At 30.2% G+C, this 12,916-nt stretch carries 12 protein-coding genes; 6 read left to right on the top strand and 6 right to left on the bottom strand.

Annotation, left to right across the window (positions count from 1 at the left end; genetic code table 11):
* Positions 1-239 precede the first annotated feature (239 nt).
* Positions 240-1,682, bottom strand: coding sequence for a sucrose-specific PTS transporter subunit IIBC (locus HMPREF3134_RS09805; RefSeq protein ID WP_053021456.1), 1,443 nt, complete (start codon positions 1,680-1,682; stop codon positions 240-242).
* Positions 1,683-1,862: 180 nt separating this feature from the next.
* Between HMPREF3134_RS09805 and HMPREF3134_RS09810 the strand changes: the two genes are divergently transcribed.
* The 4 genes from HMPREF3134_RS09810 (at position 1,863) to HMPREF3134_RS09825 (ending at position 6,385) form a co-directional block, all read left to right on the top strand.
* Entirely contained in the window at positions 1,863-2,237 is a 375-nt protein-coding gene (locus HMPREF3134_RS09810; protein WP_037550035.1) for a YbgA family protein, read from the top strand.
* A 1,000-nt stretch (positions 2,238-3,237) separates the two neighbouring features.
* Entirely contained in the window at positions 3,238-5,343 is a 2,106-nt protein-coding gene (gene rsp / locus HMPREF3134_RS09815) for an AraC family transcriptional regulator Rsp (protein ID WP_070442553.1), read from the top strand.
* Positions 5,344-5,399: 56 nt separating this feature from the next.
* Positions 5,400-5,831, top strand: coding sequence for a pyridoxamine 5'-phosphate oxidase family protein (locus HMPREF3134_RS09820; RefSeq protein WP_370591707.1), 432 nt, complete (start codon positions 5,400-5,402; stop codon positions 5,829-5,831).
* A gap of 203 nt (positions 5,832-6,034) precedes the next feature.
* On the top strand, positions 6,035-6,385 hold the full coding sequence (locus HMPREF3134_RS09825; RefSeq protein WP_053025034.1) for a DUF4889 domain-containing protein: 351 nt from the start codon (positions 6,035-6,037) through the stop codon (positions 6,383-6,385).
* A gap of 148 nt (positions 6,386-6,533) precedes the next feature.
* On the opposite strand, the gene HMPREF3134_RS09830 is transcribed toward HMPREF3134_RS09825, so the two are convergent.
* On the bottom strand, positions 6,534-7,811 hold the full coding sequence (locus HMPREF3134_RS09830; protein ID WP_053022232.1) for a cation:dicarboxylate symporter family transporter: 1,278 nt from the start codon (positions 7,809-7,811) through the stop codon (positions 6,534-6,536).
* Between the two features lie 207 nt (positions 7,812-8,018).
* Positions 8,019-8,378, bottom strand: a complete 360-nt coding sequence (locus tag HMPREF3134_RS09835) for a DUF3139 domain-containing protein (protein ID WP_070442556.1) — start codon at positions 8,376-8,378, stop codon at positions 8,019-8,021.
* 280 nt (positions 8,379-8,658) lie between these two features.
* Here HMPREF3134_RS09835 and HMPREF3134_RS09840 point away from each other — a divergent pair, with 280 nt between their 5' ends.
* A complete protein-coding gene (locus HMPREF3134_RS09840) occupies positions 8,659-9,102 on the top strand; it encodes a MarR family winged helix-turn-helix transcriptional regulator (RefSeq protein ID WP_037550047.1) in 444 nt (147 codons plus the stop codon).
* Between the two features lie 220 nt (positions 9,103-9,322).
* Positions 9,323-9,739 carry an Hsp20/alpha crystallin family protein gene (locus HMPREF3134_RS09845; RefSeq protein WP_011274987.1) on the top strand — a complete coding sequence of 139 codons (417 nt, stop codon included), beginning with the start codon at positions 9,323-9,325 and terminating at the stop codon, positions 9,737-9,739.
* Between the two features lie 79 nt (positions 9,740-9,818).
* Here the strand turns inward: HMPREF3134_RS09845 and HMPREF3134_RS09850 are convergent, their stop codons facing one another.
* From HMPREF3134_RS09850 to nreB, 3 genes are all read right to left on the bottom strand, one after another.
* On the bottom strand, positions 9,819-10,976 hold the full coding sequence (locus HMPREF3134_RS09850; RefSeq protein ID WP_070442559.1) for a nitrate/nitrite transporter: 1,158 nt from the start codon (positions 10,974-10,976) through the stop codon (positions 9,819-9,821).
* A 229-nt stretch (positions 10,977-11,205) separates the two neighbouring features.
* On the bottom strand, positions 11,206-11,859 hold the full coding sequence (gene nreC, locus HMPREF3134_RS09855) for a nitrate respiration regulation response regulator NreC (protein ID WP_011274985.1): 654 nt from the start codon (positions 11,857-11,859) through the stop codon (positions 11,206-11,208).
* A gap of 21 nt (positions 11,860-11,880) precedes the next feature.
* Positions 11,881-12,915 (bottom strand): nitrate respiration regulation sensor histidine kinase NreB, encoded by a 1,035-nt coding sequence (gene nreB / locus HMPREF3134_RS09860; protein WP_037535780.1) that lies wholly within the window; start codon positions 12,913-12,915, stop codon positions 11,881-11,883.
* Position 12,916: the final 1 nt, after the last annotated feature.

Here is a 12,916-nt window from a genome sequence, read left to right on the forward strand (position 1 = left end):
AGTTGTTGACTGATTTAAAAATGCACTTTTAACAAACTTTTTTATTTTAGTCAACCTTGCCGAGGGGCGGGACCCCCAACAAAGAGAATTTCCTAAAGAAATTCTACAAGCTAAGCAAGTTGGGGTGCGGGGCCCCAGCAAAGAGAATTTCATTAAGAAATTCTACAAGCTAAGCAAGCTGGGGATAAAACGAAATGAATTTTGGAAAATATTATTTCTGTTCCACCCCTTATTTTTGTTTATTCAGCTGCTGCTTGATAAGCTTTGCGTCGAGATAAGACTAAAGTAATAGCTACAGAGACAATAAAAGCAATGAGCATGCCAATAAAGTAATGCAACCACCCAGCATGTACTGGATTAATAGAAATAAAGCCTGGTAGGCCAGCTGTACCTAAAGCGATGGCTTTAACTTTAAAGAATGAGATATAAGCTGATCCAATAGCCGATCCAATGATTGCACCTATAAATGGATATCTTAATTTAAGATTTACACCAAACATTGCTGGTTCTGTAATACCTAATAGCGCTGATACACCAGCTGCAGATGCAACACCTTTTAATTTTTTGTTATTTTTAATAATGATAAATGCTGCTAATGCTGCACCACCTTGTGCTACGTTAGACATTGTTGCAATTGGGAAGATAAATGAACCTCCCGTTTTTGCTTGATCAGCGATTAATGTTGTTTCAACAGCGATAAAGCTATGGTGCATACCTGTTATAACAATTGGCGCATAGAATAAACCGAAGATAAACCCACCAATTGCACCACCAAATTCATATAACCATGTTAATCCGTCTGATAACCAATAACCAAGCTGTCTTGTTAATGGTCCTACAAATAAAAATGTTAGAAATGCCGTAACTAAAATAGATAATAATGGTGTTAATAAATTATCTAATACAGTTGGTATAACCTTACGTAACCACTTTTCAATAGTTGCTAAAATATATGCTGCCACCAACATTGGTAACACCTGTCCTTGATAACCCACTTGATTAATATGTAAACCAAATAAGTCCCAATGTGGAATTGCTTTACCCGCTTCTACAGCCTTAGGAAAATCGTATGCGCTCATTAATGATGGATGTACTAAAATCATTCCTAAAGCTGCACCTAAGAATGGATTACCTCCAAATCGTTTCGCAGCACTAAATCCAATTAATATTGGTAATAACGTAAATGGTGCATTTGCAAAGATGTTAATCATATCTGCTAATCCAGCAAACTGACTATGAACATCTATTAAAGACTTATTATCATAAAAGAGATCTGGTGCAGTTAGAATATTATTAATTCCCATTAATAACCCACCAGCAACAATGGCTGGAATAATAGGAACAAATATATCTGATAGCATTTTAACGAATCGTTGTAATGGATTCATGTTTCGAGCAGATTTATCTTTAACATCCGCTGTTGTAGAAGCCTCTTTCCCTGTTATTTTTTCAAGTTCATTAAATACTTTATTGACTGTACCTGAACCAATAATGATTTGATATTGACCGCCAGTTGAAAATGTACCTTTAACAACATCCATCTTCGATAAAGTGTCCTCATCTACTTTACTTTCATCATTAAGTACGAGTCTCAATCTTGTGGCGCAATGGGCCATCGCATCTAAATTATCTTCCCCACCTATAGCTTCAAGAATTTCTTCAGCCGACTTTTTATAGTTCATTAAATTTCCCTCCTATTGAATGGAACCGGTTCTATTCATTAATTTTATTGTAACCGGTTCCAAAAAATAACGCAATAACCTTTTTTATCTTCACCAATTATTCATATTTTAGATTTGTAATCTAAGTTTCTGGGAAAAACATATTAAAACTTATAAAATAAGTGAGCGAGGCGGTATTTGATGAAAGAACGTGGCTATATTGAAAAGTTATGGAGAGAAGAAAAGTATAATGTCTTGTACCATAGTCAACAGCATTATAATTATATTCGTGAATTACTTAAGCAATCTCCAACTTTAAATGAAGTTCAACTCGCTATCAATGAAGCATTCCAAACGACTCCATCCAATGGTTCAATAATCAATGCATACGATCATATGTGGGGATACTTTAAACACAAAGCTAATGAAATTGAAAAAAACAAATCAGCTCAATTAAAAACTGATTTCAAACAAGATAAAGTTCAAAGTAAAGAATTGCTGATTTTTATAAAATACTTAGCCGACAAATATGAAGTATATTACCTTCAAAAAAGTACCCTGCTTAATTTCCAATGAGAATACTTAAAGTATGAAAATTTTATTGGCACGGAAATAAGTAGCACCTACTATGTTTGAATTAAGTACTTATAATAATAAAAATGCTACTGTTATTCGCTAAATTTTAAAAAAAGTTGAGACAACGTATGCGTTGTCCCAACTTTTTTAAAATTAATTCTGTTTTTCTGTAAAATATTATTCTTGATGTTACCCCTATAATAAAATCAGTATATTAAAGGATGGTAGATATTAAAACTGTTACTTATACATCAGTGATTTAGTAATTGGGGGAGTTAGGTTCCTTAGTAATATACATTAGCTTGCTACTGCTAATACCACTGTTAATAATACGCATACATATTCTTATTCTAAGTTGAATGGCAAATCTTAGGTGTGGTGTCTGACTATTATTTAATTTATTAATTCTCACTCTCTAGTTGTTTAATTCATGATGAAGATGAGTTGAATTTCTATATCACGCACAAAATAATTTACTTTACTTGTGTAAGATGGAAAATTCTTGTTGTCTTGTCTAAACATTGATATAGAATTTAATCATTTTAATATGTTGTTGATACTTGTATCATTAACTTTAATATGTTGGCAGAATTTGAACTCAATGATTTAATTATAGCTTTTATTATTGTGGAAATATTTTATGTTGCTTTTTCATGATGTTGATACAGAACTAATGAATGTAAGATTTCGAATCATCAATTAAATTAATGAAAATGATGTTTAATCAATTCTGTTTCGAAATCTATATTTATTATGCATCAAATTAAGTTGTACCACGCTATTAAAATTTTCCAAATCAGTCACACTATATTTTCAATTTTTCATTTAAGTTGCTTCTTTGAGAAAATTTTTATCGCTTTCACAAAATAATCGCAAAATTTTTTTTATTTTTAGTTATTAATTTTTTCTTACTTTTATTTTATAATAGCTTTTATTATTCACAATTCAATTGAACAGTAATATTTAGCCAATAAATATAAAAGCTAGGAGAACAACATACATGAGTAATTCTATTCTATTACATGAACATTTAACAACTGCCCCATCGCGTAATATAAATTATATTATTATATATTTCTCTTTAACAAATGAATTAACGATTACTATTAATGGTGAAAAGAATGATATTCAAAACCATATTACTATAGTCAATCAAGGTGATTTATTTAATATCAATCATGCTAAAGATTTAATTGAGTTAAAAATTCCAATAGCTTACTTCTATATAGAAGATAATGATTTCTTTAATTGTTTCTTTGACCGTTATTTATTGCAGTCGAATCATTTTATTAAATCTCAAATTTTGCAATGTCTTTCTAACTTTGCAAATAATGAAGAACAAGATAGTGAAACAGTATCTAAAATTATAAGAACGTTATATAAAGAAGCCGTAGTTAGAAACACAACATTATATGTACCGACTATGTCTATTGATAATCAGTTACTGTCTAATATTGTCATGTTTATTAACAATAACATTACATCTAATCTATCTTTGTTAGATATTGCACAACATGCACTTATTTCAGAATCATATTGTTCTAATTTGTTTGCTCGCATATTAAATGTAAATTTTAAAGATTATTATACCAGTCTAAAAGTTAATCACTCTGTACAATTACTAATGACAACGAATCACTCTATAACAACGATTTCCGAATTATCAGGTTTTAGTAGTCACACCAATTTTACTAATCAATTTAAAAAACATTTGGAAGCGAGCCCTAAGCAATTTCGTACGATGCTAAATCAATTAGAACCTCTGCCCTCTATTTTAATAAGAAGTTCAGTTAGTCAATCTTTTTTAAATTTAATTTCACAATTTGAGTTTACGAATCATTTGACCACGGAAACCACACAAATTCATATTGCTAATTACGATCCTAAAGATCAGACGCAATTTTCAACGGCTTTTATAGATTTTCAAAACATAAATGAATTATTTCAATTTGTGTTTAATGATTATTTTGATATTGATTTATCCTATTTACCTAGACCAGCAATTTTAATTAATGATGTGAGTGACATGGTAGGTCGTCACACAAATTTAAATTTATTAAATCGTTGCTTTGAGAAATTATTTGAAAAAAATATTAGATTAGCTGTCACTATTAAAAATAATCAAGAATTTAAAATGATATACCAACTAATCATGATATTCTTACAAAATAATAGAGATTATAAATGGAATAAAAAATTAGTGAAATTTATGCTTGTATTTGATACTGAAACAATATCCATTCATGATATCCACCTTGCACACCTTAAACTCAAGAATAAAAACCGTGCTATCAAATTTAGTTTAATGGTTGATGGTTTGTTAAAACAACTGGGTTCATTACAAGAAACATATGATATTATGCATCGTATGAACTTTGATTTTTACTTTGTTGATATTGAAAATATTGATACCAAGAATGTGCTTATTGATATACAACGTGGCTTTACTCACTCATCGACGCACTTTGAAAATTATTTGCGTTTTATAGAGGGATCTAATATACCTTCAACTCAGTTTATTTATAGCAACCTATCATTAAAATGTTTCAAATACACTAATAATGGTACACAATCACTTCAATTGTCAGATCTCGTATGTCATCTATATCAGTTAATGAGACACGGTGGTGGCGTGTGCTATAAATTAATAGAAACAGATCCAATGTATATCTCACTCTTTAATAATCATGGTAGTTTATTACCTATCATGCATTTATATCGATTTGTTTCTACATTTAGTAATGAGTCATTTCAAATATCAAATAATTATTTAATGTGTTATAAAGATGGGAATTATCATGTGATACTTTTCAATAAAATCAATGACCGTTATTTATCTGATAGCCAACAACACTATATCTTTGAAAATGACTTTAAAGAAAACACCCTATTTATTGTAAATACATTAAATAATGAACATGGCTCAATACAACATTTAATTCCACAATATAAGCGTGATGTTTACATTGAAAAAGATATCATTCAACAATTAGATAGATGTAATCATCCAAAGACTGAACTATTGATTCAAGAAAATGATTATGCCGCATTTCAAATAACGCTAAAACATGATGAAGTGAAATATATTTGTATTAAACCTTCTTAGTATACCTTTGATGTAAGTTTAAAAAACATTATTTAGGCTAAAATTAGTGTAAGGAGATGATAACTTTGGATAAACAACAAGTGATTCAATCAATTGAAAAAGTCTTAGATACTTCAAAAGTCGGCGTCTTATCAACAGCATATAATAATCAACCAAATAGTCGTTATATGGTATTTTATAATGATGAATTAACTTTATATACGAAGACAAGTAATGAGAGCACTAAAGTTGAAGAAATTAAAAATAATCCTCATGCATATATTTTATTAGGTTACAATGAAACAACAAATAATAGCTTTGTTGAAATTGAAGCAAATATAGAAATTGTTGAAGATCAAAAAGTAATTGACTGGCTATGGGAAACGCAAGATAAAACATTCTTTAATTCAAAAGAAGATCCAAATCTATGTGTGCTCAAAGTCGTACCTAAAACCATCAAGTTAATGAATGATGATGACATCGATACACCTGTAACGATTACTGTATAGAATTTAAATAACTGTTTATAATAAAGAGTTTAGGACTGAGTTAATCAAGTTCTGAACTCTCTTTTTTTGATTAATTGGTTAACACCTTTGATGTAGTTTATGTCATTAAATTATAATTCAATTTAATACAGATTATTATTTTATTGCAATTTAATAGTATTTTATGTATAAAAGAGATAGAACTTTTTAAAGGAGTCTATAAAATGAAGAATAAAAAGGGTTTAGGCATCGGTATTGCACTTATTGCTATCATGTTAATTGTATGCATCGTTCTTGTTGTCATGATGATGACAGGTGGTCAAAAAGAAACGTATTATGGCTATATGAAAAACGACCATACAATTGATAAGATGGTAAATGAACAGACTGAAAAAATTGAAAAAAATGTTGAATTGCCTTCTAGCAATGCTAATGTTAAGAAAGGCGACTTCGTTTTTTTAGTCAAAGAAAAAGGATCAGATAAATTTTCAAGAGTATCTAAAGTAGATCACGATGACGTACCACATGGTTTAATGATGAAAATTCATGAAATGCATGATATGAAAGGTATGTAAATTACAATAAATCACTGTCAATGAAGAGAAATCTTCGTTGGCAGTTTTTTAAATATCATAAAGTATTTATACACTAATCTTTATAATTTTAAGCAATAAAAAAGTATCGAGCCTATGCGCTCGATACTAAAAATGTCAGATTTCTTTTTTAAATTGATTCTAAGTATTTTTTACCTTGTTCTTTGTCATAAACCTTTTCCCATTTAGAGATAACAACAGCTGATAGTGCATTACCTATTACGTTAACACATGTACGAACCATATCTAATAAACGGTCTACACCGATAATTAACGCAAGTCCTTGTGCTGGTAAGCCCATAGCTCCTAATGTTGTTAATAATACTACGATTGAAACGCCTGGTACTCCAGCCATACCTTTAGAGGCAACCATTAATGTCACCATTAAGATAATTTGTTCCGATATAGATAAATGAATGCCATACATTTGTGCAACAAATAATGCTGCAATTGATTGGTATAGCGCTGATCCATCAAGGTTGAATGAGTAACCTATTGGAATAACAAAGGATGTGACATCTCTTGGCGCTCCGAATTTTTCCATTTTATTCATCATTACTGGTAATACTGCTTCTGAACTTGAAGTAGAGAATGCTAGTAATAACTCATCTTTCAAAATTTTAATGATTGAGAAGATACTAATACCACAGATTCTTGCTACAATTCCTAGAACAACGATAATGAAGAACACCATCGCGAACACTACTACTAATACTAATTTTAATAATGGAATTAAAGCAGATGCTCCAAAAGTCATTACTGTTGTACAAATAAATGCAAATACACCTATTGGTGCTAATTTTAAAATTTTATTAATCATCCAGAATACTGCTTCAAGCGTTCCATTTAAAAAGCCTTTCACAGGATCTGCTTTTTCTCCTATTGCAGCCAATCCTAAACCGAAGAATACTGCGAAGAAGATGATTGGTAATAATTCGCCTTTAGTTAATGCTTCAAATATGTTTGTTGGTACAATATTTACAATGGTATCAATAAAGTGATTGCCATATGTAGATTGTTCTGCTGCGGATGCAGATGATTGATATTTAGAAATATCGCCTTTTGGTAATTTATCTGGATCTAAACCAGCACCTGGTTTGAATAAGTTACCAATGATTAGTCCTAAACCAATGGCGATTGTTGTTATAATTTCAAAGTAAAGAATTGCTTTCCATCCATAGCTACCTATCTTCTTTGAGTCCCCTAAGTTAGATATAGATAATGCTAATGCACAGAATACAATTGGTATGATGATCATTTTAATTAAATTTAAGAAAACATCACCGAACGGTTTTATATAATTTGCTACGTTATCTTGTCCAAATAATAATAAACCTACAACTACACCTAGCACCAATGCGATGATAACCTGCATCGGTAAACTAATTTTCCTCTTGAACAGAGCCATGTTGAAACCCCCTTCATCTGACATCGTTTAATTATATCAGATAATTATGAAATGAGATATAATATTTTTAAAGCTAACTATATATATACTATTCAATCAAGCTAAAATAATTAAAAATACTATAAAAAGGAGAACAGAAATCATTACGAATTCTATTCTCCTTATTTTTCATGACTTGTAAAATATTAATCCTCATTTAATGCGAAATTAAGGTTTGAAATTTTGGTTAAAATAATTATGTTTTGCATCTTTAATACTTTTTTTAGTTTCAGTATCAAAGCCTTCAGCAAAGATACCTTTGCGTGTTCCTATAGGTTGAATGACATATGTCATATGAGGTTCATCTTTAAAAACGACTTCTTTGTAATAAACCCCTTTTTTTGCACTATATTGTGTTTTTTCAGATTTAATATCATCACTTAAATGTTTTTGCTCTATATAACTATCTACCATTTTAATATTTCTATGACCTTGATACGTTTTCATAGCAAAAAAGAAAGCAATTGCCACTACTAATGAAATCGCCAAAATAATACAAACTCTAATCCATTTTTGTTTTTTACTCATTTTGAACTCCTTTGTACACAACCTAGTCTCATCATCTCTAGTTACTATCTAAATTATTATGAATGATAGTTAGAAAATTTTAAAGTATTTCAGTATTTCTGTAACAAAATGTCCTAACAATTTATCTCTAATTCAAAATAAATCGACACTTACATTAAACATGTAGACGTACTTTCAAATATAGTTCAAAACCCTATAAAAGTCCATGAAATACTATGGCAACAGCATTGACATTACTTTTAGTTCATAATATCTTTAAATAAGTTAAGGGGGGAATTGTATGTATATTAAAGATAGTTATTTAAGTAATCAATTATGTTTTTTATTATATGTTACTTCTAAAGAAGTCATAAAAAAATATACTTACTATTTAAAAAAGCATGATTTAACATATACAAGCTTTATGGTCATCATGGCCATCGAAAATGAAGAAAAGATAAATATTAAATCACTTGGTCGTCGCGTATTTTTAGATTCTGGAACACTAACACCTCTCTTAAAGAAATTAGAGAAAAAAGGCTACGTACAACGTATGCGTGAAAAAGAAGATGAAAGAAACCTTCAAATCACACTGACTGAAAGCGGTATTAATATTAAACCTACATTGGAAGCTATCTCTGACCAAGTTTTTGAGGACTTTGATATTTCACAAGACGAAAAAGATAATCTTGTTAACAGCTTAAAACATGTTATTTCAAATAACTTCGATTATACTACTCACTAATATTTAATCCTGGCAAAAGCGAAATACTTTATTTCACAATTACTAGGCTTTATACATATTGAGACTTTTGCCATGGATTTACTATTCCGCACTTTATCTGCGCCTTATTCTTTTATAATTCCTTTCGCTTTACGTTAATCCTCTCTATTACTATAATGTACTTGAAAAGTATCATTTTACAATTTTGGTATGCACGCTTAAATAAAGGAGAGACATTAGTATGAATAATAGAGAGTTTTTTGAACAATCCATTTTCAAGAATAATCCAAAAGATGTATTTCGTGATTTAGGTGAACAAGTTTTTAATCAATTTTCATCAAAAAGTTTCCCGACAAATATTTATAATCAAACTAATCAATACGTATTAGAAGCTGAACTACCTGGTGTCAATAAGTCTGAAATTGAACTTAAATTTGAACATGCGGCATTAACAATTAAAGTTCAAAAGCATGTATCTGAACAAACAGGTAGCGTTCAATTAAGTGAACGTGCAAGTGGTGAATTAGTTAGACATTTTGAATTTAACGATATTGATAAGTCACAAATTAAAGCAAGCTACGAAGACGGGATTCTAGTTGTTATTTTACCTAAAGAAGTTAGTGCACAAGATCAATCAACAACAATTACAGTAGAATAAATAGATATACAAAATAAAATGTTAAAGAGCAATACAAAACTTTCTTTAGCTTTGTATTGCTCTTTTTTAATGTATAAAATTATTTTGCATATTCTTTTTTATATAAGTGTCCCATAGTAATAAATGCTAAGGTACCAAATATTGCTAAAAGAATAAATGCTAAATGACTTGAACCTGTTAATCCTGTTACATAAGTAATTACTAAAGGTGGGAAGAATCCTCCTAAACCACCCATCATAGAAACAATACCATTAGCTGCACCAGATTCTTTTGCGAAGTAAGATGGTACAAGTTTAAATATTAAACCATTACCTGAACCAGCACAGATACTGATAGTTAAACAACCGATAGTAAATAAAGCAATATGACTTGAAATTCCTAAAATAACAGCACCTATAATCATAATAATAAAATCGATCATTAGTACTTTCACAGCATTAAATTTGTCTCCAAGTATACCGCCAATTGGTCTTAAGAAAGTTGCTAAAGCAATGAATACACCTGAACGAATACCTGCATCGACTTTATCAATTCCAAAGTTATTTACTAAGTAGTTAGGTAAGAATAATCCAAATGCTACAAATGCACCAAACGTAATAAAATACCAAAGACTTAAGTAATATAGCTTATAATTCGATGATAATTTTTTAAACTGAGATGCTAAAGGAACTTTCACTTTCGGTTCATTTTTATCGCCAAAAATAAACATTAAAATTGCAAAAATAGCAATAATAATTAAGTAACTTCTTACTGTTGTTTGCCAACCTATAATATCTGCAATTGGTGGTGCTAAGAATGATGATACTGCCGTACCAATGTTACCCATACCATAAATTCCATTCGCAAGCCCTACTTTATCTTTTGAAAAATATTTAGGTATCGATGTAACACCTACAGAGAATATCGCACCTCCAACACCTAAAAAGAATCCTGATAACATTAGCATTCCTGGCGTTTGTGCTTGTCCTAAAAAGAAGATAGGAAATAATAAAACGACAAAACTACAAAAGAATACCCATTTCGCACCAATAACATTCGTTAAATAACCGAATGGTACACGTAAAATCGAACCTAATATTACTGGAATTGCCAGTATAATTGACAACTGCCCAGGATTAACTTTAATATCTTGAGAGATATATGGCATTAACGGAGAAATAATACTCCATGCCATGAAACCTACTACAAGACTTAACGTTTGTAATGTAAGTTGAAAGCCACCTTTTGTCTTATACATTTTTTCACCTTCATCATTTAATTTTCTATATCAGTAATTGTTATATAAAAGAGGTCAAAAATTTATAATACAATCACATTACTGATTACAATTAAATTTTAGTGTAATTGTGAAAAAATGAACATAAGGATATTCCCTTATACTGCCTGGGAATCCCCCTATATTTTCATTGTTAAATGCACAAAAAAACTGAGACATTGCTGAATTGTCTCAGTATCATTTTCATCATTTAAAAATCTAATAATTTCTTTTTTAATGCATATTCAACTAACTCAGGTTTAGATTTTAAATCGAGTTTAGTCATTATATGTGTTTTATGCGCTTCGACCGTTTTGACCGACACGAATAACTTTTCAGCAATATCTTTATTACCATACCCCTTTGCAATTAAAGGTAGTATTTCTAGTTCACGCTTAGACAATATCTTAAATGGATCGTTAGTAGATACATCATCAGAATGTTTATGATTTACAAATTCATTCACTAATGACGTTGTTAATTTCATATCTACATATGTTTCGCCTTTATAAACTGTTCGCACGGCTAGTAATAATTGTTCATCAGGTGCATTCTTTAATATATATCCTTTAGCACCATTACGAAGAACGTGGAATAGATATTCTTCATCATCATACATCGTAAGTATTAATATTTTAGTTTCTGGAAAACTTTCTGATATTTTACTAGTTGCAATTAAGCCTGATTCACCAGGTGGCATACTTAAGTCCATAATTAAGACGTCTGGCTTATGCTCCATCACCTTTTGATAAGCTTCTCCCCCATCAGCAGCAGTTGCAACCACTTCCATATCCTCTTGAAAGTTTAATATCATTGAAAATCCTGTTCTAACGACTGCATGATCGTCTGCAATTACAATTTTCACTTTATATTCCCCTAACATATTTTAGACTGGCACATCCAATGTAATAATTGTACCTTTACCAATATGTGTTTCAATATTCACTGTACCTTTAACAAGTTCTGCCCTTTCATTCATACCATATAGTCCTAATCCCGTGCCTTGCGGTTTTAAATTAGGATCAAAGCCTTTACCTCGATCAATAATTTCAGCGATAAGGCCTGCTTCCGTTTGTTGAATCGTCACTTCCACTTCATAAACACCTGCATACTTTAATGCATTAAATATCGCTTCTTGAACAACGCGATAAACAACCGTTTCAATTTCACTATCGAAACGTATATTTTGAATATTAGATTGATAGACAACGTTTAATCCATAATTATGCTCTAATTGTTTGAAATAGGATTTAAAAGCCGCTTCTAATCCTAAATCATCAAGTGATGAAGGTCTTAATTCTACTGATAGATTGCGAATATCATTAATTAAATTAGACATTAACATTTCGATGTGTTCAGATTTTTCTATGAGTTGAGCCATATCTTGTTGATATTTCAATAATCTCAATTCAACATCTACATTTAACATCTCTTGAACAACACTGTCATGTAATTCTCTAGATATACGTTTTCTTTCATTTTCTTGTGCAGCAATAGTTTTACGTAACATCTGACGTTGATACATCTTTTCTTGTCGCTCTATTTGTGGAGATATATCTTGTAATGTAAAAGCGTAGATTTGTGCCTCATCATCAATACATTGATACGAAGCAGTAAATGGTTGAATTTTATTATCTACCGTCTTCATGAATACTTGGAAGTTCATATCATTAGGCTTTGTCGTATCAAGATAACAGTTAATGCAACTTTGTAATGCAAATTCGTTAGAGTAACCTTCACAGCGATTACATATCGCATTGGTCATCGCACTATAATTATTATCCTTTGAAATTATCTCTTGTGCTGCGTCATTCATCGCGATAACCTTACCATCATTATTTACAAATACGATTTTTTCATTCGTCTTTTCGTAATATTTTTTTAGTAAGTTCTCTAAATCAAGATTATCAACATCCAACATT

Source organism: Staphylococcus sp. HMSC14D10 (genome assembly GCF_001808125.1).
In the GTDB taxonomy this organism is placed as follows: domain Bacteria; phylum Bacillota; class Bacilli; order Staphylococcales; family Staphylococcaceae; genus Staphylococcus; species Staphylococcus haemolyticus.

What these genes read in the sequence shown, in the direction of transcription:
- HMPREF3134_RS09850 (WP_070442559.1), bottom strand. Translation starts at nt 10,976, where the DNA reads ATGTATAAGACAAAAGGTGGCTTTCAACTTACATTACAAACGTTAAGT.
- HMPREF3134_RS09840 (WP_037550047.1), top strand. Translation starts at nt 8,659, where the DNA reads ATGTATATTAAAGATAGTTATTTAAGTAATCAATTATGTTTTTTATTA.
- rsp (WP_070442553.1), top strand. Translation starts at nt 3,238, where the DNA reads ATGAGTAATTCTATTCTATTACATGAACATTTAACAACTGCCCCATCG.
- HMPREF3134_RS09805 (WP_053021456.1), bottom strand. Translation starts at nt 1,682, where the DNA reads ATGAACTATAAAAAGTCGGCTGAAGAAATTCTTGAAGCTATAGGTGGG.
- HMPREF3134_RS09810 (WP_037550035.1), top strand. Translation starts at nt 1,863, where the DNA reads ATGAAAGAACGTGGCTATATTGAAAAGTTATGGAGAGAAGAAAAGTAT.
- HMPREF3134_RS09825 (WP_053025034.1), top strand. Translation starts at nt 6,035, where the DNA reads ATGAAGAATAAAAAGGGTTTAGGCATCGGTATTGCACTTATTGCTATC.
- HMPREF3134_RS09820 (WP_370591707.1), top strand. Translation starts at nt 5,400, where the DNA reads ATGATAACTTTGGATAAACAACAAGTGATTCAATCAATTGAAAAAGTC.
- HMPREF3134_RS09845 (WP_011274987.1), top strand. Translation starts at nt 9,323, where the DNA reads ATGAATAATAGAGAGTTTTTTGAACAATCCATTTTCAAGAATAATCCA.
- nreB (WP_037535780.1), bottom strand. Translation starts at nt 12,915, where the DNA reads ATGTTGGATGTTGATAATCTTGATTTAGAGAACTTACTAAAAAAATAT.
- HMPREF3134_RS09835 (WP_070442556.1), bottom strand. Translation starts at nt 8,378, where the DNA reads ATGAGTAAAAAACAAAAATGGATTAGAGTTTGTATTATTTTGGCGATT.
- HMPREF3134_RS09830 (WP_053022232.1), bottom strand. Translation starts at nt 7,811, where the DNA reads ATGGCTCTGTTCAAGAGGAAAATTAGTTTACCGATGCAGGTTATCATC.